General features: G+C 57.3%; 22 protein-coding genes and 2 tRNA genes. 11 read left to right on the plus strand and 13 right to left on the minus strand.

All coding sequences use genetic code 11. The features are described from left to right. Positions 1–212 precede the first annotated feature (212 nt). From rplA to HMPREF9241_RS00125, 5 genes are all read right to left on the minus strand, one after another. Entirely contained in the window at positions 213–929 is a 717-nt protein-coding gene (gene rplA, locus HMPREF9241_RS00105; protein WP_006680228.1) for a 50S ribosomal protein L1, read from the minus strand. 68 nt (positions 930–997) lie between these two features. After that, the gene (gene rplK / locus HMPREF9241_RS00110; protein ID WP_006680229.1) at positions 998–1,429 is read right to left on the minus strand and encodes a 50S ribosomal protein L11; all 432 of its coding nucleotides are present in this window, start codon (positions 1,427–1,429) and stop codon (positions 998–1,000) included. A 162-nt stretch (positions 1,430–1,591) separates the two neighbouring features. Beyond that, on the minus strand, positions 1,592–2,347 hold the full coding sequence (gene nusG / locus HMPREF9241_RS00115) for a transcription termination/antitermination protein NusG (protein ID WP_006680230.1): 756 nt from the start codon (positions 2,345–2,347) through the stop codon (positions 1,592–1,594). A 96-nt stretch (positions 2,348–2,443) separates the two neighbouring features. After that, a complete protein-coding gene (secE, locus tag HMPREF9241_RS00120) occupies positions 2,444–2,737 on the minus strand; it encodes a preprotein translocase subunit SecE (RefSeq protein WP_006680231.1) in 294 nt (97 codons plus the stop codon). A gap of 34 nt (positions 2,738–2,771) precedes the next feature. Then, positions 2,772–2,847, minus strand: a tRNA-Trp gene (locus HMPREF9241_RS00125). Between the two features lie 133 nt (positions 2,848–2,980). Between HMPREF9241_RS00125 and HMPREF9241_RS00130 the strand changes: the two genes are divergently transcribed. The 3 genes from HMPREF9241_RS00130 (at position 2,981) to HMPREF9241_RS00140 (ending at position 6,338) form a co-directional block, all read left to right on the plus strand. Continuing rightward, a complete protein-coding gene (locus HMPREF9241_RS00130; protein ID WP_006680232.1) occupies positions 2,981–4,195 on the plus strand; it encodes a pyridoxal phosphate-dependent aminotransferase in 1,215 nt (404 codons plus the stop codon). 185 nt (positions 4,196–4,380) lie between these two features. Then, the gene (locus HMPREF9241_RS00135) at positions 4,381–5,190 is read left to right on the plus strand and encodes an alpha/beta hydrolase (protein ID WP_006680233.1); all 810 of its coding nucleotides are present in this window, start codon (positions 4,381–4,383) and stop codon (positions 5,188–5,190) included. Continuing rightward, positions 5,190–6,338 carry an adenosine deaminase gene (locus HMPREF9241_RS00140; RefSeq protein ID WP_006680234.1) on the plus strand — a complete coding sequence of 383 codons (1,149 nt, stop codon included), beginning with the start codon at positions 5,190–5,192 and terminating at the stop codon, positions 6,336–6,338. Before HMPREF9241_RS00135 ends, HMPREF9241_RS00140 begins: the two co-directional genes overlap by 1 nt. 41 nt (positions 6,339–6,379) lie before the next feature. On the opposite strand, the gene HMPREF9241_RS00145 is transcribed toward HMPREF9241_RS00140, so the two are convergent. Continuing rightward, positions 6,380–7,510 (minus strand): UDP-N-acetylmuramate dehydrogenase, encoded by a 1,131-nt coding sequence (locus HMPREF9241_RS00145; RefSeq protein ID WP_464813092.1) that lies wholly within the window; start codon positions 7,508–7,510, stop codon positions 6,380–6,382. A gap of 299 nt (positions 7,511–7,809) precedes the next feature. Between HMPREF9241_RS00145 and HMPREF9241_RS00150 the strand changes: the two genes are divergently transcribed. After that, on the plus strand, positions 7,810–8,763 hold the full coding sequence (locus HMPREF9241_RS00150; RefSeq protein WP_006680236.1) for a cation diffusion facilitator family transporter: 954 nt from the start codon (positions 7,810–7,812) through the stop codon (positions 8,761–8,763). A 27-nt stretch (positions 8,764–8,790) separates the two neighbouring features. Here the strand turns inward: HMPREF9241_RS00150 and HMPREF9241_RS00155 are convergent. The 3 genes from HMPREF9241_RS00155 to HMPREF9241_RS00165 all read right to left on the minus strand — a co-directional run bounded on the left by HMPREF9241_RS00155 (position 8,791) and on the right by HMPREF9241_RS00165 (position 11,692). After that, positions 8,791–8,863: transfer RNA gene (locus HMPREF9241_RS00155), tRNA-Thr, on the minus strand. A 102-nt stretch (positions 8,864–8,965) separates the two neighbouring features. After that, on the minus strand, positions 8,966–9,784 hold the full coding sequence (locus HMPREF9241_RS00160) for a DsbA family protein (RefSeq protein ID WP_006680237.1): 819 nt from the start codon (positions 9,782–9,784) through the stop codon (positions 8,966–8,968). 63 nt (positions 9,785–9,847) lie between these two features. Continuing rightward, positions 9,848–11,692 carry a serine/threonine-protein kinase gene (locus tag HMPREF9241_RS00165; RefSeq protein ID WP_006680238.1) on the minus strand — a complete coding sequence of 615 codons (1,845 nt, stop codon included), beginning with the start codon at positions 11,690–11,692 and terminating at the stop codon, positions 9,848–9,850. Between the two features lie 264 nt (positions 11,693–11,956). Between HMPREF9241_RS00165 and HMPREF9241_RS00175 the strand changes: the two genes are divergently transcribed. The 3 genes from HMPREF9241_RS00175 (at position 11,957) to HMPREF9241_RS00185 (ending at position 15,309) form a co-directional block, all read left to right on the plus strand. Then, complete coding sequence (locus tag HMPREF9241_RS00175) at positions 11,957–13,081, plus strand: ABC transporter ATP-binding protein (protein WP_006680240.1); 1,125 nt, start codon at positions 11,957–11,959, stop codon at positions 13,079–13,081. Positions 13,082–13,227: 146 nt separating this feature from the next. Next, positions 13,228–14,484, plus strand: a complete 1,257-nt coding sequence (locus HMPREF9241_RS00180) for a DUF4032 domain-containing protein (RefSeq protein WP_006680241.1) — start codon at positions 13,228–13,230, stop codon at positions 14,482–14,484. Positions 14,485–14,559: 75 nt separating this feature from the next. Further along, positions 14,560–15,309 (plus strand): glycerophosphoryl diester phosphodiesterase, encoded by a 750-nt coding sequence (locus HMPREF9241_RS00185; protein ID WP_006680242.1) that lies wholly within the window; start codon positions 14,560–14,562, stop codon positions 15,307–15,309. A 134-nt stretch (positions 15,310–15,443) separates the two neighbouring features. Here the strand turns inward: HMPREF9241_RS00185 and HMPREF9241_RS00190 are convergent, their stop codons facing one another. The 3 genes from HMPREF9241_RS00190 to HMPREF9241_RS00200 form a co-directional block, all read right to left on the minus strand. Then, positions 15,444–16,622 carry a hypothetical protein gene (locus tag HMPREF9241_RS00190; RefSeq protein WP_006680243.1) on the minus strand — a complete coding sequence of 393 codons (1,179 nt, stop codon included), beginning with the start codon at positions 16,620–16,622 and terminating at the stop codon, positions 15,444–15,446. A 206-nt stretch (positions 16,623–16,828) separates the two neighbouring features. Further along, on the minus strand, positions 16,829–17,845 hold the full coding sequence (gene fbaA / locus HMPREF9241_RS00195) for a class II fructose-bisphosphate aldolase (RefSeq protein ID WP_006680244.1): 1,017 nt from the start codon (positions 17,843–17,845) through the stop codon (positions 16,829–16,831). Positions 17,846–18,054: 209 nt separating this feature from the next. After that, positions 18,055–18,678 carry a TrmH family RNA methyltransferase gene (locus tag HMPREF9241_RS00200; protein WP_050998773.1) on the minus strand — a complete coding sequence of 208 codons (624 nt, stop codon included), beginning with the start codon at positions 18,676–18,678 and terminating at the stop codon, positions 18,055–18,057. A 149-nt stretch (positions 18,679–18,827) separates the two neighbouring features. Here HMPREF9241_RS00200 and HMPREF9241_RS00205 point away from each other — a divergent pair, with 149 nt between their 5' ends. The 4 genes from HMPREF9241_RS00205 to HMPREF9241_RS09150 all read left to right on the plus strand — a co-directional run bounded on the left by HMPREF9241_RS00205 (position 18,828) and on the right by HMPREF9241_RS09150 (position 21,717). Then, on the plus strand, positions 18,828–19,337 hold the full coding sequence (locus HMPREF9241_RS00205; RefSeq protein ID WP_006680246.1) for a PH domain-containing protein: 510 nt from the start codon (positions 18,828–18,830) through the stop codon (positions 19,335–19,337). Positions 19,338–19,382: 45 nt separating this feature from the next. Next, on the plus strand, positions 19,383–20,207 hold the full coding sequence (locus HMPREF9241_RS00210) for an HAD-IIA family hydrolase (RefSeq protein ID WP_006680247.1): 825 nt from the start codon (positions 19,383–19,385) through the stop codon (positions 20,205–20,207). A 304-nt stretch (positions 20,208–20,511) separates the two neighbouring features. Then, positions 20,512–21,081, plus strand: coding sequence for an orotate phosphoribosyltransferase (pyrE, locus tag HMPREF9241_RS00215; protein WP_006680248.1), 570 nt, complete (start codon positions 20,512–20,514; stop codon positions 21,079–21,081). A gap of 18 nt (positions 21,082–21,099) precedes the next feature. After that, positions 21,100–21,717 carry a hypothetical protein gene (locus HMPREF9241_RS09150; protein ID WP_006680249.1) on the plus strand — a complete coding sequence of 206 codons (618 nt, stop codon included), beginning with the start codon at positions 21,100–21,102 and terminating at the stop codon, positions 21,715–21,717. Between the two features lie 155 nt (positions 21,718–21,872). On the opposite strand, the gene HMPREF9241_RS00225 is transcribed toward HMPREF9241_RS09150, so the two are convergent. Continuing rightward, positions 21,873–22,760, minus strand: an 888-nt coding sequence (locus HMPREF9241_RS00225) for a C40 family peptidase (RefSeq protein ID WP_006680250.1), incomplete at its 5' end; no start/stop codon positions are given.

Here is a 22,760-nt window from a genome sequence, read left to right on the forward strand (position 1 = left end):
GTTTCCTGAGAAACCGACGGTCTTCGGCAGTGACCAGACTAGCAGGATGGGGTGAAGCAAATCCAGTCGCGACGATGTGCAGTAGGGCACGCAGACCTCAATACTCACTCACACAACCCATGAACATAAAACGTGAGTGGGCTTGATTGGTGTTTAAGCCAATCAAGCCCACTCATACGTCAATGTTTCATTCCCCTACAGGGAGTTCAACATCAGGAAGCGTCAGCAGTTGCGACGTTCTTCGTCTTCGTGGCATCGAGCGGGATGCCCGGGCCCATCGTGGTGGAGACGGTTGCCTTCGAGATGTAGCGCCCCTTGGCGGAAGCCGGCTTCAGACGAAGGATTTCGTCCAGGACAGCGCCGTAGTTCTCGGCGAGCTGTTCTGCGGTGAAGGAGGACTTGCCAACAATGAACGCAAGGTTCGAGTGCTTGTCGACGCGGAACTCAATACGACCACCCTTGATCTCCTTGATCGCCTTCGCGACGTCCATGGTGACCGTGCCGGTCTTCGGGTTCGGCATCAAACCACGCGGGCCGAGGACGCGACCGAGGCGACCAACCTTGCCCATGAGGTCCGGGGTTGCAACGGCGACATCAAAGTCGGTGTAGCCCTTAGCAACCTTTTCGATGAGCTCGTCGCCACCGACCTCGTCAGCACCAGCGTCGATTGCATCCTGCGCACGCTCACCAACAGCGAAGACCAAGACCCGGGAGGTCTTGCCGGTGCCGTGAGGCAGCGAGACGGTGCCACGCACCATCTGGTCAGCCTTGCGAGGATCAACACCCAGTCGGAAGACGACCTCGACGGTCGAATCGAACTTGGTGACGGTGGTCTCCTTGGCCAGCTTCATGGCCTCGAGAGGGGTGTAGAGAATGTCCGCGTGAATCTTTTCAGCCGCGGCGCGGTAGCTCTTGGAGCGCTTAGTCATTCTGCTTCTTCTCCTTGCAGTTGTGGGTTCCGGGCAGCGCATGCCCTACCACGGGAAATAGTTTGGGGTCAGCCTTCGACGACGATGCCCATGGAGCGGGCGGTGCCGGCGATGATCTTGGCTGCGGCTTCGATGTCGTTCGCGTTGAGGTCGACCATCTTTGCCTGTCCGATTTCGCGAGCCTGGTCCATGGTGATGGAGCCAACCTTCACAGTGTTCGGGGTGCCGGAGCCCTTCTGGAGGCCAGCGGCCTTCTTGATCATTTCGGAAGCCGGCGGAGTCTTCAGAACGAAGGTGAACGTACGGTCTTCATAAACGGTGATTTCAACCGGAACGATCGAACCACGCTGCGACTCAGTTGCAGCGTTGTAGGCCTTCGTGAACTCAACGATGTTCACACCGTGCTGGCCCAGTGCAGGACCAACCGGAGGTGCAGGGGTTGCGGCGCCGGCTGCGATCTGAAGCTTGATCAGGCCGGTGACCTTCTTCTTCGGTGCCATATTTCGGGTCTTTCTTGTTCAATTACCAGAAGAACGGAATTCCTTCTGGTTGCATGTAGAGGCAGGGCGCTGAAGGCGCACTGAACCCACTACACACGAAGTGCAATGCTATCGCGCACCCGCCCATGTTCCCAAGTTCGGGTGCGCGACTTCACTCTTTGGTCAGTCTTCGCGCTTGGCAACCTGGTCGAAACCAAGTTCAAGCGGAGTCTCGCGTTCGAAGATCATGACGAGAACCTTGAGCTTCTCGGTCTCGGGCGAGATCTCGGAAATAGTCGCTTCCAGCGACTCGAACGGACCATCGATGACGGTGACGATCTCGCCAACCTCGAAGGCCACGCGGATCTCTTCCTTGACCTGAGCCACGGCAGGGACCTGCGGGCCAGCTTCTTCAAGGATGTTGTACTTCAGCAGATCAACGACCTCATCGATGCTGAGCGGAACCGGGTTGTGCTGGTCTCCAACGAAGCCGGTAATAGCCGGGGTGTCCTTGACCATGCGGTACGACTCTTCATCAAAGTCCATGCAGACGACGACATAGCCAGGAATACGAACGTGGCGAACACGCTTCTTCACCGAACCACGGAACTCGGTGATGTACTCATCCGGAACCTCGACGCGGAAGACCTTATCGGTCATGTTCTGGCTTTGAACGCGTTGTTCGAGGTTCGCCTTCACCTTGCGCTCGTGACCGGAGTAGGTGTGCAAGACGTACCAGTCACCGGGGATCATCATGATCTCGTTGCGGAACTTCTCGAGGGGATCAATGTCGCCCTCTTCTTCGCCAGCTTCAGCTTCTTCAGCTTCAACCGGCTGCTCAACGCTTCCGACTTCTTCTTCCGCCGCTTCAGCGGGGTTTTCGGTCAGTTCAGCCTGGGCGGCCTCGTCGATTTCGACAGGCAGATTCTCTTCACTCACGCGTTCCTCCTGGATGCTAGTTTCCTAGCGGAAAATTGAGTGCCGAAGGCTAGAAGAAACCCGCCTGCAGTATCTGCGGGCGGGTTCGCATCAGCTTCAGCTGAATATCAGTGCGTTCAGTTTACCGAATCCAAGATCCAAAAGACCAGTGAAAGCCATGATTACGGCCACAAAAACGACCACGACAACGAAGTAGGTCCACGTTTCAGAACCACTCGGGTAGACGACCTTCTTCATTTCTTCAATCACTTGAAGGAAGAAAGTCCACATCCTCACGAAAATATTCGGCTTCTTCTGAGCCTCTTTTTCGTGGGAGTCACGGGACGGCGTAGCGCCAGACTTCGTGCGATCTGTTTTCGCTGGCATGTGTGATGCCGTTGCGTCAGCCACGGAACCCCTCCTGAATTCGTGCCCAGAATATGAGTGGCAGGGCAGGCGGGACTCGAACCCACAACCGCCGGTTTTGGAGACCGGTGCGCTACCAATTGCGCCACTGCCCTACTGCACGCCGTAGAACGTGCGGGAACGAGTTTATGGAAAATCTCTTCAACTGTCCAACTGGGGAGTGTCGCAAACTGCTTGATATTCGGAATTAGACTACCGAACAGCCCCATTTAATGCGACGATAGTCCTATGAGCACAACACCTCGATCGCGCGTCAGCGCACGCTTTTCCGCTATCACCCCTTCAGCCACTCTCGCGGTTGACGCGAAAGCGAAAGCCCTGAAGGCTGCGGGTCGTCCCGTCATCGGCTTCGGTGCAGGTGAGCCGGACTTCCCCACCCCTGACAATATTGTCGAGGCCGCCGTCCGCGCAGCGCGCGAGCCGGCGATGCACCGCTACACTCCGGCGGCCGGCCTTCCAGCTTTGCGCGAAGCAATTGCCGCAAAGACTCTGCGCGATTCCGGCTACGAAGTTGATCCGTTGCAGGTGCTGGTCACCAATGGCGGTAAGCAGGCCGTATTCCAGGCTTTCGCTTCCATTTTGGATCCGGGGGACGAGGCTCTTCTTCCGACCCCCTACTGGACGACCTATCCGGAAGTCATCAAGCTTGCCGGCGGTGTCACGGTTCCCGTTTTCGCTGGTGCCGATCAGAATTACAAGGTAACCGTCGAACAGCTTGAAGCTGCTCGTACGGAAAAGACGAAGCTTCTATTGCACTGCTCACCCTCGAATCCGACCGGCGCTGTTTACACTCCTGCAGAGGCTCGCGCGATTGGCGAATGGGCTCTTGAACACGGCATTTGGATTATCACCGACGAAATCTACGAGCACTTGCTCTATGAAGATGCCGAGCCGGCTCATATGGTGAAGCTTCTTCCAGAGCTTGCCAATCAGACCATCGTGTTGAACGGCGTGGCGAAGACCTACGCAATGACCGGCTGGCGTGTTGGTTGGATGATCGCTCCGACTGACATTGTGAAGGCTGCAACCTCGTTCCAATCGCATTTGACCTCGAACGTATCGAATATGGCTCAGCGTGCAGCCTTGGAAGCTGTCACTGGCCCTCTCGACGCTGTTCATTCCATGCGTGAGGCATTCGACCGCAGGCGCAAGACCATGATCTCGATGCTTTCCCAAATCGACGGCCTCGATGTTCCGACCCCGAAGGGCGCGTTCTACGCCTACCCGAACGTCGAGGGCATTCTGGGTCGCGAAATCCGTGGCAAGGTCCCCACAACGTCGGCTGAGCTTGCCGACCTGATCCTCGAAGAGGTCGAGGTTGCTGTGGTGCCCGGCGAAGCGTTCGGCCCATCTGGCTTCATTCGTCTCTCCTACGCCCTGTCTGACGGCGACCTTGTTGAAGGTGTCGGCCGCATTCAGGAGCTTCTGGCGCAAGCGCACTGAGGCCAGGCCTTACTAGCACCTCCCCAGGACAGGACCTCGCGCCCAGGATCTCGAACCCACACAGTGTCTGTATTCTGTTCACGCTTGACATGTCTGGACGAACGGACGGCTCTGAGAACCGCACAGGTTCTCAGAGCCGTCCCGTATTCTGCACACACTGCCTTCCACCTGCCACAATAGAGTGCATGAATATCCAGTATCGTTCCGCGTCAACGCTCGCCCCGAAGGGCACCGTCTTGCTCTGCCACGGATATGCCGAGCACTCGGGCCGTTTTCTTCCCCTGCAAGACGAACTTATTGAAGCTGGATACGACATCGCGTTCTACGATCACTATGCTCACGGCACATCCCCAGGCCCACGTTCGCAGGTTGATGTTGGACGCCTGATCAAAGACCATCTAGACGCTCGACGCATTGTGTTGGCGCACGCACGCACATCAGACCTCTTCCTCTTTGGTCATTCCATGGGTGGTTTGGTTACCGCCGCATCGCTTCTTCTGAACCCCTCGAACGTGAACGGTGCGATCTTGACGGGCCCAGCATTCCGCCCGCTTCCTCCGTTGCCGGCTGGCGTGGCTCGCTTACTGCTTCCGCTTGCGCGCGTTTTCCCCGCTTTGACGGCGCAGAAGCCTCGCTCAGCAGATGACCCTTCCGTCCTCTCTCGCGACCCCAGAGTCCAAGAAGCGTTCGATGCTGATCCACTCAACTACACGGGTGGCGTTCCTCTGATCACGGGGGCAACAATGATCACTCAGGGCGACCTTGTCTTGAAGAATGCTCACCGCGCCAGGACTCCTATGCTGATCCTTCACGGAAACGCAGATAAGTTGGCATCGTTGAACGCTTCAAAGACTTTCGTTCAGAACGCACTGGCATCACACCCTGATGCTGATATTCACCTACGAATCATTGACGGCGCGTACCATGAGGTCCTCAACGAACCCGAGGGTCCAGGCCTGATTAAAGACATCGTCGCCTGGCTGGACAGGCACTGATGTCCCAGTTCGTCGCCTCGTCGCCTATCCACCGATTCACTGACCAGGCCAAACGCGCACGCCCAACCCAACCGAATCTGACTGCCCCGGCGCACCAAACATCTGGTCGACGCGATTTATCGCGCCTACCGAAAGCGCATCTGCACCTGCATTTCACTGGAGCAATGCGCCCGCAGACTCTGATTGACCTGGCCAATGAGCAGGGCGTTCGCTTGCCCAGCCACCTTCTGGCCATCGACCCGTTAAAAGTCCCCGCCGACGGACGAGGCTGGTTCCGCTTCCAACGTTCCTACGATTCTGCGCGTCATCTGGTGCGCTCAGAATCCGCCATGCGACGCATCGTCCGCGAAGCTGTAGAAGACGACGCGAAAGAGGGCTCGGTTCGCCTTGAAATGCAGGTGGATCCGACCTCTTACGCCCCGTGGGTTGGTGGCATCACTCCGGCCCTCGAAATCATCCTTGACGAGGCCCGACAGGCGTGGCGCGATACGGGCGTGGAAGTGGGAATTATCGTTGCCGCATCGCGTATCCGACATCCTCTTGATGCCCGAATTCTGGCACGATTAGCCGCGCAATACGCTGGCGAGGGTCCAGGCAAGGTCGTCGGTTTCGGCTTATCGAATGATGAACGCGTGGGCACAACCAGCGAGTTTGGCGCGGCCTTCGGCATCGCACGGCGCGCAGGATTGGCTTCTCTTCCCCACGGTGGTGAACTGCTAGGACCCGAGTCGGTACGCAATGTTGTCACCGCGCTCAACCCGGCACGACTCGGCCACGGCGTGCGTACGACGGAAGATCCAGACCTGCTTCGCAGGCTCATTGACGAAGGCGTTGCTTTCGAAGTCTGCCCGACCTCAAACGTCCATTTGGGGGTCTACCAGGACTTTTCACACGTCCCCCTGCCTGTTTTTATGAAATACGGGGCAACGGTGGCACTGGGTGCAGATGACCCGCTGTTATTCCGTTCGCGACTGGTCCACCAGTACGCACGAGCACGCGACACCTTTGGTCTGTCCGATCAACAGATCGCAGACTTGGCTTCTCAGTCAATCAACGCTTCCCTGGCATCAAGCGCTTCGAAGAACCAATGGCACGCCCACATTCAGGCGTGGCTCAACACACCCCCATACGACGGTCACAACGACTAAGCGGGAGCCTCGCAAACCGTCGGGAAAGGCAGAAGCGGACGCTACCAGCTGATCCCAACCGTGACGGGCTCAGGAACCAAGGTGATGCCGAATTTTTCTTGAACGCCGGCGCGAACCGCGAGCGCAAGCTCGACGACCTCATCGCTGGTGGCATCCCCGCGGTTGGTCAGGGCAAGAACGTGTTTCGTTGACAGCGAGGCGCCGTTTTCGCGCGCTCCGTCCACCGCCCAGCCTTTCGTGAAGCCCGCGTGGTCGATCAACCATGCAGCTGACGTTTTCATCATGCCATTTCCGGCGTCAAAGCGTGGGGCCTCGGGTGGGAGCGTGGCAACGGTTTCGGCATCGACGATGGGGTTCGTGAAGAAGGAGCCAGCACTCCACGAATCGTGATCGTTGGGGTCGAGCACCATACCCTTTGACGTGCGCAACTCAAGGACAGTATCACGCACACGCTGAGCATTCGCGCTCTGCCCTTGTTCAATGCTCAAGCGATTCGCGAGTTCGCGGTACAGGACGGGCGCGGACTGATCGGAGATTGTGAGGCGGAACGTGGCTTCGAGGACAACCCAACGCCCGGTCGGACCCCATATACGTCCCTGGGCGTCACCTTCGCGGACTGAGCGCTTAATAATCGACTCACGGTAGACGAGATCCAGTTCAGATGCATTCAAGCGCTTCTCACACTGTTCACCGCGATCCCAGACGTCAACGTAGGCAAGCGTGTCAGAGATCTCGTGACCGTAGGCTCCAACGTTTTGAACAGGCGCAGCTCCGACGGTTCCGGGGATGCCGGACAGGGCTTCGATGCCCGAGAGGCCTTCGGCAAGGGTCCACTGGACGAATTCGTCCCAGACGGTGCCAGCAGTCGCCGTGACGAGAACGGTGTCATCTGAGCTCTCATAACGAGTGATCTGCTGACGCCCATCTTTAACGACAATGCCTTCGAATGGGGCATCGGAGGCAAGAGTGTTTGAGCCACCCCCGATCATCAGAATCGGGAACTCACCCTTGTCTGCGCTGTCAAAGGCTGCAATCAGATCGGAACGTGAATCGGCAAGAATATAGGTAGCGACCGGACCCCCAACGTGGAAGGTCGTCAGTTCTTTCAGCGTCGTCATTGCCATTAAAGCTCCCTTATCAATTACTGCCTCTATCCTACGGCCAGGTACCACCCACTAGTCTTCGGCAGGCTCGATTCCACGCTTGAGACACATGGACTCACTCAACCGAAAACGCAGTGGTCACATCACGGTCATATTTTCATTAAAACCGTCTACGAGAGACTCTCGCTCACACAAGCGACCTTTTTCCTAAGAAAGAACCAAGTTTCCTAAGAAAGAACCAAGCAACTAAGGTATGACTTAGTTAGATGCACACCTCTTGGCTCCGTTCAAGTTTTCCGCACCTTATGCGCTGGTACAGATGATGGATTCACGAGGGCGTGCTCGATTAATTCGACGACAGGATGGTCATGCAGCACGAGAACGAGCACGCTCATCACCACGATGACACTCACGGTCACACACATAGTCACGGGGCGAATGCGTCACGCACACGCCTTGCGATCGCACTTGGCATCACCGCATTCATTCTGGTGAGCGAAGTTGTCGTCGCAATCCTGACCGATTCACTGGCTCTTCTTGCCGATGCCGGTCACATGACAGCGGATTCTGCGGGCCTCGTATTGGCGCTTGTTGTCGCCCACCTGGCTCATAAACCTGCGACCGACCGCTCAACGTGGGGGTTGCGTCGCGCCGAGATTATCGGCGCGGCTATCCAGGCTGGCGGGCTCGCCGTTATCGGCATCATCGTTGCCGTTCGCGCCACGATAAACCTCGTCAACCCGCCCCAGATCGAATCTGGCGGAATGCTCATCATGGGCGTTATTGGTTTGGTCGCGAACGTCGCATCCCTGCTGGTTCTCATGGGTGGTCGCGAAGCGAACCTCAATATGCGCGCCGCTTTCTTGGAGGTGACGAACGACGCCCTAGGGTCGATCGGCGTTATCGTCGCTGCCGCGGTTATCCATTACACCAACTGGACCCGAGCGGACGCCCTCGCTTCCCTGTTGATCGTCGTACTCATCTTCCCAAGGGCAGCACTTCTGCTTCGTAGCGCCGGCATGGTTCTGATGGGATTTACTCCCGAGAACCTCGACCTTGCCGAGGTGCGCGATCACATGCTCCGCATCGAAGGCGTCGAAGCAATCCACGACCTGCACGCGTGGACCGTCGCGTCGGCTATGCCCGTCCTGACAGCACACATCATCATCAGCGAAGAGGCTTTCCAGGCCGGCAGAAGCGAGCAGATTCTTGACCGCCTACAAAACTGCGTCGCCAAGCACTTCCCCGTTGAAATTAAACACTCCACATTCCAGCTTGAGACTGCCGAACACCTGGGCCACGAGCAGATTGAGTGCTCATAAAACCTTAAGACAAAAGGGTGTAACGAGAGCCGCCTATCGGACTCGAACCGATGACCTGCTGTTTACAAGACAGCTGCTCTACCAACTGAGCTAAGGCGGCTTCGACAATTCAACGAATCGTCATCACATAGTGTGCCATGAAGTGCGGGGTCCCGACCAATCGGCCGCGACCCCGCACTTCACGTTGGTCAGTTCTTCGAACTCATCTCAGGCCAAGTCCTGAACGCAAGGACGCCATGATCGAAGCAGAATCAGAGCCCGACAACGTCAGCAGGTCCGTGTGATCCTTAATGAACTCCGGTGTGCCTTTCGACTCACGGTTCGTGAAATTCGCGTTGCTCCACGTGTCGGTGGCGGTTGTCAGATAGTCGGTGACCGCGTTCACGGGCAGGGACGAAACCACGTCAGAGGAAACACCCACCTGAGAAGCGATCGTCTTCACCTGTTCCCAGGACTTCGTCGCATCCTGAATCACCGTACCGTTACCAGCCTTGAACTGGCCAGCAAAGTACGCCATCAGCCCCTGGTGAAGAGCCCCCCAGTGCTCAGGATCCCGCTGAGCAACAATCAGCGAAGCAGAGGTAGCGGCATTCGCGTATTCCATGCCGACCGTCCTCACGGGCTGGAACTCAATGTTGTATTCGCCATTGTCAGCGCCTGCGATCAAGTCTTCGCCAATCAGAACCTCAAGATTCGCGCAGTGGTGGCACGAGTAGTCGAAGTATTCGGTAACGGTCGGAAGAGAGTCATCAACCTGGCCGACACCAAGATGCGAGTAACGAATCGGCTGACCCGACGCGTAGTCACCCAAGTAATCACTGGGGTTCGCGCTCTGCGCTTCATTCTTTGCAGAAAGCTGCTGAGAAATAATCACACCAACGGTCGCAATCACTGCGATAACGATGACTGTAACGACTGCGATGATGATAGAACGTGTGCGACGCTCAGCCTTTTCCTGCGCTTCGCGCATCTGCTGAGCTTTCGCGCGCACGGAGGTATCCGTTACCTTCTTGCCTGCCATGGTTTTCCTTTCACAGGTCACATCTTTAAGGCAACCCTACCTAGCGCTAGGCGCGTATGCAGTTCAGAGCGCGCCTCCGGTGACGAGGAACCATGTGGCACCTACCACGCCAACAGCAAGGAGGCCAGCAATCGCACGCACCCACACTGGGCCCAGCAGTCGCCTGACCGCAATGCTGGTTCCAACTCTCAGATCGGAAGAGGTTGGCATCAACCACGCTGAAACGATGGTCGCCAGGACAACGATCCACACGCCGATCGAGCCAATCGGTTCGGTCACTAAGGGGTCGAGTGTCGCATTCGGATCGGATGCCAGGACAACGTCCAGTAGACGCATCCACTGTCCGCTTCCGCCGTGAGCAACCGCGTAGAGATTCCAGGCAAGATACGGGACGATTCCGCCGACAGTCATCCCAAACACCACCTGCACCAGAGCGCGAATAAGGAGCAGTGGCGACGAGGCCACGGTCGCAGCGGTATCACTGGATCGCGCAATGCCAGCCCGAACACGGCGGTTTTCTCTATGTCGATGGAACGCGCCACCAAACGCCATGAAAAACATGAGCACGATGACCGTAGCAGTCCCCATCACTCCTGTGAACATGGGGATGAGAGCAAGTGGCATCGCAATGATGCACCCGAAGATCCACACGATTCTGGGAAGGTCAGCTTCATATCCCAGATCCTCATACAGGTCATCGACATCGAATTCATCCGACCCCAGAGCCGTCCACTGACCCGGAACCGCCACCGCATGAGGATCTACGTATCCGCCGACCGCCTGCCCATACATGCCAGCAGGTGCGCCATTCAGGTAGGTCAGCGATTGAAAGTCCGCGGTGTTGCTGACCGTTTGCCCCATTCCCAGTTGGGGAATTGACGAGGCCGAGCTCCCCACATTCCACTCATCAGTTTCAGGGCGCGGAAGGAGCCTCGTCGATGGGTGAAGCGGAGAATCCCCAAACTGAACAGTTTCGTCGTTATTGGACCACGCCAGCATCCCTGACGAGGAGCCGACAACGCGGGGCTCATCTGCGACAACGGGGCGGACAGTGGAAACGTAGGGGTTCGCGAAGGCGGCGCTCCAGTCAAGCTGGTTGATCGACATGACGTCGCCGGGAAAACCGTAAAGTTCGACTAACGTTGCGACGACCTCGTCAGGTTCGGGGCGAGAATTCACGTCCGGAGACAGAGCCTGGTGAATGATCTGCGCAAATGAGAGCGGAAGTCCCTCAGTGTCCGGCTCGCCCGTCAGAACACGAGCAATAATCGCCTGAACATCGCCCGTGCCGTACGGAGGACGCCCGGTCGCAAGCGAGAGCAGGGTCGCCGACCACGCCCACCAGTCTGAATCATCGTCGGCCGGGCGAGCACGCAACAGCTCTGGAGCCGTGTAACCGGCAGTACCTGAAACCAGACCGGTGCGAGTGAAATGCTCATCCGCTTCACTCATTGCGATCCCGAAGTCAATCAGAATCGGGCCGTGCGGGGAACAAATAACATTCGATGGCTTGATATCGCGGTGAACGATCCGCGCGTCATGGACAGCCATCAATGTGCGCGCGAGACTGGCTGCAATCGCCGCAATCAACTCCGGCGCAAGCGGCTGGCCATTCATCAACGAGGCCAACGTCGGGCCCTCTACATATTCAGTCGCAATGAAGGGCTGCGAGGCATCGGTTTCAATGTCAACGACGTGGGCAACCCTGGCGGAGCGAACCGAATTCACGGTCGCAGCTTCACGTTGCAGGCGACGGCGAGATTCTTCGTCGGCGGCCAAAGCAGGGTGCACAAGCTTGAGGGCAACTCGATCGCCGCCCTCGTCCTCTGCAAGCCACACGGTACCCGCGCCACCCGTACCCAGCTGGGATACGAGCGTGTAGCCACCGATCTGATCGCCTTCATTCACCCGTTCAGATTACAAGGAGCCATGGGCAGATCGATTGAACAAACTCCGTGCGACGGTGAACAAGCGCAGTCTCAACAACACGCCACGCGGTGAACAAGCGCGGTGAGTAATGCGCACGACACACTGAAACCTGTTGCATAACCACGCCGTGTGCTAGGTTGAGAAAGGTTGCTCGCACGAGGAACCCGCCAGTGATGACGCTGGTGAACATCGACCCACTCGGATCGTCCGGCACGTACCTGCCGGTGGGAAGGAAAATGAATAATGGCAACTGTTACCTTTGACAAGGCAACCCGTATCTACCCGGGTAACGACAAGCCCTCGGTCGACCAGCTGGACCTCAAGATCGAGGACGGCGAATTCCTGGTCCTCGTCGGCCCGTCCGGTTGCGGGAAGTCCACTTCCCTGCGTATGCTCGCCGGCCTCGAAGAGGTCAACGGCGGTCGCATCCTGATCGGCGATAAGGACGTCACCAACGTTCCGCCAAAGAACCGCGACATCGCAATGGTCTTCCAGAACTACGCGCTCTACCCGCACATGACCGTCCGTGAAAACATGGGCTTCGCCCTCAAGATCGCCGGCACCCCGAAGGACGAAATCAACAGGCGCGTTGATGAAGCCGCACGCATCCTCGACCTTGAGCCCTACCTTGAGCGCAAGCCGAAGGCACTCTCCGGTGGTCAGCGTCAGCGCGTCGCCATGGGTCGCGCAATCGTTCGTAAGCCTCAGGTCTTCCTCATGGACGAGCCCCTGTCGAACCTCGACGCGAAGCTCCGCGTTCAGACCCGTACCCAGATCGCTTCTCTGCAGCGTGAGCTCGGCGTTACCACCGTGTACGTCACCCACGACCAGACCGAAGCTCTGACCATGGGCGATCGCATCGCCGTCCTCAACAACGGCCTCCTCCAGCAGGTCGGCACCCCGCAGGAAATGTACGAGCGCCCGGCAAACGACTTCGTCGCAGGCTTCATCGGCTCCCCGGCTATGAACCTCGGCTCGTTCACCGTCGACGGCACCAACGCTATCCTCGGCCCGGCACGCGTTCCACTCTCGCAGGCAACCCTCGACGCCCTCACTCCGGCAGACGGTGGCAAGATCACCATCGGTTTCCGCCCTGAAGGCCTCGAAGTTGTTTCCGAAACCGAAGAAAACACGATTCCGATCGAAGTTGAATTCGTTGAGGAACTCGGCTCGGATGCCTACGTTTACGGTCGTCTTGCAGGCTCTACCGAGGGCCTCGGATCCACCGACGAAGGCTCAGCGAAGCAGATCATCGTTCGCGTTCCTCCGCGCACTGCTCCGGCTCGCGGCGGCGTGATCCACGCTCGCATCCGCCCCGGCCAGCAGCATAACTTCTCTGCTGCAACCGGTATGCGTCTGCCTGAGTGATTCATCCACAGTTGGCCCCGTTCTCGTTGATAGTGACGAGGCGGGGCCAACTCATATCCCTGACGCCTGACCAGTGCCCCACTTTTGGTGGGTTGGCGCTTTCTCCTCAATAATTGCGTCCCTTTAAGCAATGAGAGAATAGAACTATGTCCGAATCACTAGAGATCATGGCCGCGACCGTTGATCCCTCGCTTCTTGATCTTCCTTGGGAAATTCCGCTGGAAGAATGGCCCGACGAGATCCTCGCGGCTCTCCCCCGTGGCATTTCTCGCCACATCGTGCGATTCGTGAACCTCTCTGACCGTGTGATCGCCGTAAAGGAAATTGGCCCGACCGTCGCACATCACGAGTACGAGATGCTTCGTGACCTCTCACGTCTTGGTGCCCCTTCCGTGCTCCCTACCGCAGTGGTCACCGGTAGGCACAGTGTTGACGGCGAGGAGCTCAATGCCGTCCTGGTCACCGAACACCTGCAGTTTTCCCTGCCCTACCGTGCTCTGTTCAGCCAACACATGCGCGCTGACACGGCAACACGTTTGATTGATGCCCTAGCGGTACTGCTTGTTCGCCTGCACCTTCTTGGTTTCTACTGGGGCGACGTTTCACTGTCGAATACTTTGTTCCGTCGAGACGCCGGAGCATTTAGTGCCTACCTGGTGGACGCAGAAACCGGCGAGCTCCACCCGAAACTCACCTCTGGCCAGCGCGAGTACGACGTTGATTTGGCACGAACTAACATCATCGGCGAACTCATGGATCTTCAGGCTGGAGAGTACTTCCCCGAAGACGCGGATCCCATTGAAGTTGGCGACCGTATTCGAAGCCGCTACGACGAATTGTGGAATGAGCTGACCGGAACAGAACTCATTGATTCTTCCCAGAAGTGGAAGGTTGCTCAGCGAATCGAACGCCTCAATGACCTGGGGTTCGACGTTGCTGAATTGAAGATGACATCGGTTGCCGGATCAACCGAACTGATGATCCAGCCGAAGGTCGTTGACGCCGGACATCATCATCGCAAGCTCATGCGACTCACCGGCATGGATGTTGGCGAGCACCAAGCACAACGCTTGTTGAACGACATCGCCACCTACCAAGCCACCGCGGGCACCCCGAACATGCCACTCGAATTGGCCGCACACCAGTGGTTGAACAACGCCTTCGAACCCGTCATGCGAGAAGTTCCAGCCGAGCTGAAAACCAAGCTCGAACCGGCTCAGATCTACCACGAGTTCCTTGAACACCGCTGGTACCTGGGCGAACAAGCCGGCCACGACGTTCCCCTCGAAGAAGCGATCGACTCGTACGTTGAAAAGATTCTTGCCGCCAAACGCGACGAAGAACGCTTCATCAACCAGACAGAAGAAGAAACCACCGCCGCATCAAACCCTGACCTCTGGTAAGAACAAGCGGTCTAGCCCCCAAGCGACTAACGTTGCAGGCAGACAACTGAACGAGAACACCCAAAAGGAACACGCATGGCATTCCCCAGGATTTTCGCGCACCGCGGAGCCTCATCATTGGCGCCTGAAAACACGATCGCCTCCTTCGCGAAAGCAGCGGAGGTCGGTGCCCGCTGGTTCGAATTCGACGTCGACGTCATCGGCGACGGATCTTTGATCGTCATCCACGACGATAAGCTTCAACGCACAACGACCGGCAAGGGCGGCTACTACAACCTCAGCTTCTCCGACATTCGCACACTTGACGCCGGAAAGTGGTTCTCTGACACCTACCGGTTCGAACGAATCCCAGAAGTAGCTGACGTCATCTCATTCGCCAATTCGGCAAACATGGGCATGAACCTCGAGATCAAGCCCTGCTATGGTGGCACCGAACTTCGCGAAAAGCTGATCGAGAACCTCGCCGTTGCAGTTGATTCGGTCGCGAACACCGAGCGCTTCATCGTTTCTTCCTTCGACCACGAGGCCCTCGCACGCTTCCACGCTATGCGACCGAACATTAAGCTCGGTTGGCTGTTCGACCGCGAAAACCAACCCGGCCCCACCTGGCAACAGGGAGCTGATCTGCTGAGATGCACCGCAATTCACCCCGATGTCAACGGCCTCACCCCTGAAGAGGTCAAGGAAATGCGCGACGCAGGCTTCGACGTCAACGTCTGGACAGTCAACGATGTGGATCAAGCTCAGGAGCTCGCATCATGGGGCGTCACCGGTATCTTCACCGATCGCCCACAGGACTTCCCCGCTGAAGCACACGCGCTCTAAAACGTGCGTTTTAAAGTGCCACATTCCTGACGTAACGCACCGGGGTCGGCAGTTCGAATGAACTGCCGACCCCGGCCTCGTCAATAAGCAGTTGGCGCGATCATCACACGAGGACGCATCAATCGCAAGCGATACTAGCGGTCCTCTTTCGCACGCAGGTAACGCGACAGCGACAACTCTGCCACCGAATCAAACAGCAGAATAGCGCCGAGCACACCACCGAACTTCATCCAACCACGACGCGGAGCCTGCGCGCGCGCCGCGAGGGTCAGCAACATCGTGCCGACGATAGCCTCGGCACCGGCAAAATACTTCACCAGATGCGGACGATCGACGGCGATTGAATGGTAGGACTCCCATAGAGGCTGAGCCGGTGAATCCGGTTCCTTCAGCATGATGTCCACGCTACGACCGATCGCGTTTGAAATACCGCGAGCCATGTGGAGCTTCGCGCCTTCAACCTCATCGGCATCAATGTGCCCTAGCAGGAAGCCCGCAACGGACTCGGGCAGACCAAGCGCCTTCACCGCAGCGACAACAGCGTCATCACCGAACAGGGACGTCGACTTGTACAGATCGTCAACGTTCGACCCGTTCACCGCGTCCGCAATCTTCTTCAAATTCGGACGTTCGCCGACGAGATCCAGGATCTCGTCGTCAACCTCTGTCGGCACATTGTGCGCGCCCGGAATGATCTTTGAGTCCATCGCCCAGTTGTGAATAACAACGTGTTCCAAGTGGTCATCCGTGACCAGGAAAATTTGGAACTCATCATCCTGCTTCGACAGGGTTATCAGTGGCAGTTCACCGAAGTTCCAACCAGCTTTTTCAGCCGGAAGCTCAGCAAGAAGCAGGCGCTGGCCACCATTGCCCTCAAGATCGGCAAGATCGATACCCTCAAGCGCTGCAAGCAACGGCACCGACGACGCAGGTGTATTACCAATCTCAACGATTCGCGAGGATTCTGCCGGCTCATCGTCATCCAAGTCGTCATCCCACACGTCAGCAAGCGGACTGACCCCTTCGGGAGTATGGTCCACGACCACGGTCGAAATACGGACTTCGCCCTCAAAACGGGATGCAAGCTCTTCGGCAAGATCCTCGATTGTGGGACCTTCAGAAATCGTATTGTCACGAACAATGCCAAGACGACCGTCAGAAACAGCGAAGTCAACGCCCACAAAGTGCGGGGCAGACGGATACCACTCGACTTTCGCTAGGATGGCGCGCTCATGCAACTCATTGATAACGGCCTTGGGATCAAGACCCGCGCCGATGATCATGCCTTCAACTGAAGTCCACACCTGGCCCATAGCGACCACCCTTCTTACGTCGAACTGTTCTAATCTCATCACGTTTCACCCGCGTTGTCGCTATCTGAGACACTCTTTCAGCGAAAGCGCGCAAAACTTCCAGTGTGGCCGGACAAAAGTGCGCCCTCACGCATGCGAAACAGGGCTAAACGCGGAAAGGGCCCGCAGCCGTAGCTGCGGACCCCGTCCGTTGATCAGGTAAAAGATCAGGCCATCTTGGTTCCGACGGAACCAAGACGCTGGCAAGCCTCGACGACGCGAGCAGCCATGCCTGCTTCAGCAGACTTGCCCCACGAACGCGGGTCGTACTGCTTCTTGTTGCCGACCTCACCGTCGATCTTCAGGACACCGTCGTAGTTGCGGAACATGTGCTCCACGACCGGACGGGTGAAGGCGTACTGGGTGTCGGTGTCGACGTTCATCTTGATGACGCCGTTTTCGACTGCGAGGGCAATTTCCTCTGCGGTCGAACCGGAGCCACCGTGCATGACCAGGTCGAACGGACGGTTGTTCTTCCAACCAACCTTTGCTGCAACCTCTTCCTGGATGGTGCCCAGAATTTCGGGACGAAGCTTGACGTGACCCGGCTTGTAAACACCGTGGACATTACCGAAGGTCAGAGCGGTCAGGTAACGGCCGTTCTCGCCAAGACCGAGGGCCTCAACGGTCTTGAGTGCATCTTCGGTGGTTGTGTAGAGCTTCTCGTTGATTTCGCCGACAACACCGTCTTCTTCGCCACCGACAACGCCGATTTCGATTTCGAGGATGGTGTTTGCCTTCTGGGAGAGGGCGAGGAGTTCCTTGGCGATCTCCAGGTTCTCGGCGAGCGGAACAGCGGAGCCGTCCCACATGTGCGACTGGAAGGTCGGCAGATCCTGGGTTGCTTCAATCTCCATGAGCGGGCGGATCCAGGAATCAATATTCTGCTTTGCGCAGTGGTCGGTGTGCAGAGCGATGGTCACGCCGTAGTTCTTGGCGACCTCGGTTGCGTATGCAGCGAGGGCGAGCGAACCGGTGACGCGGTTCTTGATCGTCGAACCGGAAGCGTATTCAGCGCCACCGACGGAAATCTGAACGATACCGTCAGATTCTGCCTCGGCGAAGCCCTGGATAGCAGCGGTAACGGTCTGGGAAGAGGTCACGTTGATCGCGGGGTAGGCAAACTTGCCTTCCTTCGCGCGGTTCAGCATCTCGGCGTAGACCTCAGGGGTTGCGACAGGCACAGGAGCCTCCTATTCGAACGACAGATTTGTCACTGGCTATTGTTCCACACATCGCAAGTTTCATGTGAGGTAGGAAGTCCCTATTTCCTGCACATAAGTGCCTCTAAGGTGGACTTTTGCCCGTGCAGGCAACAAAAAAACAGCGTAGTTTTAGCTTCGCCATCCCGGCCTCGCCGATGAGGAACGAGGCCGCGCACATCACTGAAGCGTCAGGCCAAACTGGACGCGTGCGCCCACATCGCGATTGCCGCCGCGTGGCCAACATTCATTGAGCGCGTCGATCCTCGCTGGGTAATGTGGACGATCACCTCGGCAAGGTCGCTCATTTCCTGGCTCAAACCGGAGGATTCCTCGCCGAAAATCAGGCACGCACGCTTCGGCAGTTCAGTGGATTCCAGTGGCTTGGAGCCCTCCACGTTATCGACGCCGACGAGGCTCATTCCGCGCTCTGCGCACGATCGGGCAAGGTCTTCGGGAGTCTGGCAGTGATCGATCTGCAGGTAGCGGTCAGTCACCATTGCCCCGCGACGATTCCAACGACGACGCCCGACGATGTGGACTCGGCTAGCTCCCAGCGCATTCGCAGTGCGCACGATAGACCCGATATTGAAGTCATGACCGAGGTTCTCGATTGCAACCTCGAACGGGAGCGCGTGGGCTGCGATGTCTTCGCGGATCGCGTCCATCGTCCAGTAGCGATACTGGTCTTCAACGTTACGATGATCGCCGTTCTTCAGTAGTTCAGGATCGTACTTTTCATCGGTCGGAAGCTCGCCAACCCACGGACCAACACCGGGCCTGCTTTCAGAAGCAGGCGTGGCCTCGTCCCCCATTGCACCACCGGAGAGCGCACGGTCTAGCACCTGCGCACCGCGCTCACCGGCGCTGACGACATCCTGATAATCATTACTCACGGGCATAACAATAGCGTCTTGCATTACATAGCAAGCACAAGCGGGGGAAATAATGGCACGATTAAGACATGTCTCCACGTCATGCACTCTTGTCCCAAGACGAACACATTGTCCGCCGTATGCGCACGCACTTCAAAGCCATCCTGGGCAATACGCTGGCTGAGCTGGTTCTGATCATTGTCGGCGTCTTCGCGTCGGTCTACCTACCGACTGAGTGGGCGCCCTACAGCCACGAGATCGTCTGGGCAATCGTCATCGTCGCGACATTCCCGATCTTCATCATGCCGTTCATCCGCTGGTTCACCACGACCTTCACGCTGACCACGAAGCGCATCATCACGCGCCACGGCATCATCAACAAGAAGGGTCACGACCTGCCTATCACGCGCATTTCCGACGTAGCAATGGACCGCGACTTTATCGACCGCCTGTTCGGGTGTGGCACTCTGACTCTGCAGACCAGCGCAGACGACCCGCTTGTCCTGCACGATGTTCCGCGCGTCGAATACGTTCAAGTTGAAATCTCGAACCTGCTGTTCAACGACATTCACGGCGCAATCGACGCAGATCCCGAATAGACCCTTATCCATGTCTTTCCCCGATATTCCACATAGGATGAAGACATGACTGATAACGAAATCGCGCCCAAGGCGCTCACTGACATGCCACCTGTTTCCGCATGGCTTTCCGACATGGACGGTGTTCTGGTCAAGGAAAACCGCGCGCTTCCCGGAGCTCAGCAGTTCCTTGAGGCACTGCGCGCCAAGAACATGCCATTCTTGGTTCTGACGAACAACTCAATCTTCACCAACCGCGACCTGTCTGCTCGACTTGAACGGTCCGGTTTGGATGTTGCCGAGGAGCATATTTGGACTTCGGCAAACGCGACCGCAGCATTCCTATCGCAGCAGTCACCCAACTCGTCCGCATTCGTGATTGGCGAGGCCGGACTGACGACCGCGCTCCACGGCGCCGGCTACATCATGACCGATCAGGATCCTGAGTACGTGGTGCTCGGCGAGACACGTAACTACGACTTCAACGCGATTACCCGAGCAATCCGACTGATCGAAAGTGGCGCAAAGTTCATCGCCACCAACCCGGACGTCACGGGCCCCTCGGATGAAGGCACACTGCCCGCCACCGGTTCGATCGCAGCAATGATCACCGCAGCCACCGGTAAGCGCCCCTACTTCGTCGGCAAACCGAACCCCGTGATGATTCGCGCAGGTCTGAACAAGATCGGTGCTCACTCTGAGCACGCTGCAATGGTCGGCGACCGCATGGACACGGATATTCAGGCGGGTGTTGAAGCCGGTCTGCGCACGCACCTTGTGCTATCCGGCTCAACGTCAATCGAACAGGTCGAACAGTATCCATACCGCCCATTCGGAATTCACGAGGGTATTGGTGAGCTGATTGAGCTGGTCGAGGCAATCGCCGGCTGACCGCCTGTTTTCCCTTCTCGGGCTGAATGCTCGAGCTCTTGACGATACTGCCCCCAGCCTGAAGTGAACTGCCCTCCGGAAGAAAACTGAATAAATCAGCCCAACTTCCGGGGGACAGTTCAAAGGTTGGGGGCACTTTCGTATACGGCCGTCTACGGAGCGAGAGATGTGGCGAAAGCGTCCCATCCTCTATGCCCACCTACCGTCACCTCATCCTCTATGCCCACCTACCGTCACCTCATCCTCTATGCCCACCTACCGTCACCTCATCCTCTATGCCCACCTACCGTCTAGACTGTGAAGCATGACGAATGACTCTCAAAAAGCCCGCCTGTCCGAACTCGTCAAGGAACTTGCCGTCATCCACGAAAAGGTGACTCTGGCTTCCGGTCGCGAATCTGATTTCTACGTTGATATGCGTCGCGCAACGCTTCATCACGAAGCTGCGCCCCTGATCGGCCACGTCATGCTCGATCTTTTGGAAGAATCCGGTTTCGCTCCGGGCGAAGACTATGTTGCAGTTGGTGGCCTGACCATGGGAGCAGACCCCGTTGCAGCCGCAATGATGCATGCCGCTTCTTCGCGTGGCCTCGACCTTGATGCTTTCGTTGTGCGCAAGGCTGCCAAGGATCACGGCATGAAGCGTCGCATTGAGGGGCCGGACGTGGTCGGCAAGCGCGTGGTTGTCCTCGAAGACACCTCGACCACTGGCGGTTCACCTCTGGAAGCTGCCACTGCTCTGCGTGAAGCAGGAGCCGAGGTCGTTGCTGTTGGAGTCATCGTTGACCGCGCAACTGGCGCTAAGGAACGCATCGAGGCTGAGGGATTCCCCTACTTCTATGCGCTCGGTCTTGAAGACCTCGATCTGGCCTGATTTCGCGGTAGGAATCTGATGCGAAATCAACTCTTTCCGGGACGTTGCTCAGTGTGTTTGAGCGCGGTTGCAGGTCTCACGCTTACTCTTGGCGCATGCTCACCATCGCCCAAGGCAAGCCCACAATCTGCCCCCACAGCGCAGTCAATCGGATCTGAGGCTGGAGCGGGGATCTATGCCGATCCTCAATCAACCCAAGCGCTTCCCGAGATGAGCGCTCCTTCAGCGGGCTGCCAAGCGATGGATGACATTCTCGTCCAGGCACTCGAGTCCTTGCCTGAAGGACAAGCCTTTACTGAAGCAACAGTCTCGGGCAATTCCACCACTGCAACTACCGCGTGGGCTTCTTTCGTCAAAGCTTTTGCCTCGGCGCAAACTGATGCTCTGGTGCAAGCAGGATCGGTGGATTCCACTGGTACTCATGCAGCGGAGGCGTTCAAAGCGTACGCGGATGCAAGTGCGCGCCTGTCTGATGGCTCCTTAAACGAATACGTTGATGATCGGGCTGCAGAAGAAGCAATTAAGACCGGGAAGATGCCCGAGTTGAACCCCGAATATGCATCAACTGTGGAGCTCTTCAACTCCGCGCACATCACCTTGACCGACTGTCTTCCGCACTGGCCAATCGTGTTCTAAGACAGAGTTCCAAGGCAGATCTCCAAGGAAAATCTCAAGACCAGTAAAGACTCTCGCTTCCCTATACTGACGAACGAGGCCCCTCAGTTTCCTGAGGGGCCTCGTTACGTGCCGGCAAACTGGAAAACTACCGACCTGCTAGATCACGATTCTCTTTACGGGAACGGGCGAATAACCCACGGTGCGGTGTTGGAGTATCCGTAGCTGGTCCACACGGAATCAACACGAGCCGGATTCCCCATCCAGTCGGTGTGGACAACCCGCTCATTACCCAAGTAGAGCGACACATGCGTCACTACGCCACCCGACGTGTAGAAGATCAAGTCACCACGTTGCCTTTGCGACAGCGGAAGATATTGGAATCCGGAGTAGTTGTAGAGCTCCTGCGAGGTGCGATAGTCAGGCCACGCATGCTTGAGCACGTTAATCGGTTGTGGATCAAGGCCACCTGCGTGTAGTGCTTGAAGCACCAAACCCGAACAGTCAAAGCCCAAGTTGTACGGGCCAGCTCCACCCCAAGTGTAGGGCGATCCCACCTGCGCTAAGGCGTAGGAAATCATTGCTTCAATGTGTTCGGAGCGGCTTGCGCTAACCGAAACGGTCGGCGCAACTTGATACTGGTCGACATACCAGGAATACCCGGTTCCCATCGCGTTCCATGTGCGCTCGTCGACGACGCCCGTTTGTGGCAGGCCCGCTCGACGCTGGAAGTTACGCACTGCCGACATAAAACTACTGTCAACGGACGCCAGCTTCATCGTGTGCCAGATACCTAGGCGCTGTTGAACGATTCTGACTTTCACGCCGTTCATGCCGTAGGTCAGAGTATTGGTAGCCCATCCAAGGGACTGAATTGACATTGTCGGTTGTAGATAGCCGGCAGGAGCTTGGTAGTTGACCCATTGACCCGATGAGAGGAAGTTGTACCATTTCCCATCGATCGTGCGACCAGCATTCGCCATGATGCCTGTAGACGGTTCCAGGTAGTACCAATCTAAACCAACCCGTTGCCATCCAAGACCGACTTCACCTGAAGGCTTGCG

The organism is Schaalia turicensis ACS-279-V-Col4, assembly GCF_000296505.1.
Classification (GTDB): Bacteria; Actinomycetota; Actinomycetes; order Actinomycetales; family Actinomycetaceae; genus Pauljensenia; species Pauljensenia turicensis_A.

What these genes read in the sequence shown, in the direction of transcription:
- rplA (WP_006680228.1), bottom strand. Translation starts at nt 929, where the DNA reads ATGACTAAGCGCTCCAAGAGCTACCGCGCCGCGGCTGAAAAGATTCAC.
- rplK (WP_006680229.1), bottom strand. Translation starts at nt 1,429, where the DNA reads ATGGCACCGAAGAAGAAGGTCACCGGCCTGATCAAGCTTCAGATCGCA.
- HMPREF9241_RS00130 (WP_006680232.1), top strand. Translation starts at nt 2,981, where the DNA reads ATGAGCACAACACCTCGATCGCGCGTCAGCGCACGCTTTTCCGCTATC.
- HMPREF9241_RS00135 (WP_006680233.1), top strand. Translation starts at nt 4,381, where the DNA reads ATGAATATCCAGTATCGTTCCGCGTCAACGCTCGCCCCGAAGGGCACC.
- HMPREF9241_RS00140 (WP_006680234.1), top strand. Translation starts at nt 5,190, where the DNA reads ATGTCCCAGTTCGTCGCCTCGTCGCCTATCCACCGATTCACTGACCAG.
- HMPREF9241_RS00150 (WP_006680236.1), top strand. Translation starts at nt 7,810, where the DNA reads ATGCAGCACGAGAACGAGCACGCTCATCACCACGATGACACTCACGGT.
- HMPREF9241_RS00160 (WP_006680237.1), bottom strand. Translation starts at nt 9,784, where the DNA reads ATGGCAGGCAAGAAGGTAACGGATACCTCCGTGCGCGCGAAAGCTCAG.
- HMPREF9241_RS00175 (WP_006680240.1), top strand. Translation starts at nt 11,957, where the DNA reads ATGGCAACTGTTACCTTTGACAAGGCAACCCGTATCTACCCGGGTAAC.
- HMPREF9241_RS00180 (WP_006680241.1), top strand. Translation starts at nt 13,228, where the DNA reads ATGTCCGAATCACTAGAGATCATGGCCGCGACCGTTGATCCCTCGCTT.
- HMPREF9241_RS00185 (WP_006680242.1), top strand. Translation starts at nt 14,560, where the DNA reads ATGGCATTCCCCAGGATTTTCGCGCACCGCGGAGCCTCATCATTGGCG.
- HMPREF9241_RS00190 (WP_006680243.1), bottom strand. Translation starts at nt 16,622, where the DNA reads ATGGGCCAGGTGTGGACTTCAGTTGAAGGCATGATCATCGGCGCGGGT.
- HMPREF9241_RS00200 (WP_050998773.1), bottom strand. Translation starts at nt 18,678, where the DNA reads ATGGGGGACGAGGCCACGCCTGCTTCTGAAAGCAGGCCCGGTGTTGGT.
- HMPREF9241_RS00205 (WP_006680246.1), top strand. Translation starts at nt 18,828, where the DNA reads ATGTCTCCACGTCATGCACTCTTGTCCCAAGACGAACACATTGTCCGC.
- HMPREF9241_RS00210 (WP_006680247.1), top strand. Translation starts at nt 19,383, where the DNA reads ATGACTGATAACGAAATCGCGCCCAAGGCGCTCACTGACATGCCACCT.
- pyrE (WP_006680248.1), top strand. Translation starts at nt 20,512, where the DNA reads ATGACGAATGACTCTCAAAAAGCCCGCCTGTCCGAACTCGTCAAGGAA.
- HMPREF9241_RS09150 (WP_006680249.1), top strand. Translation starts at nt 21,100, where the DNA reads ATGCGAAATCAACTCTTTCCGGGACGTTGCTCAGTGTGTTTGAGCGCG.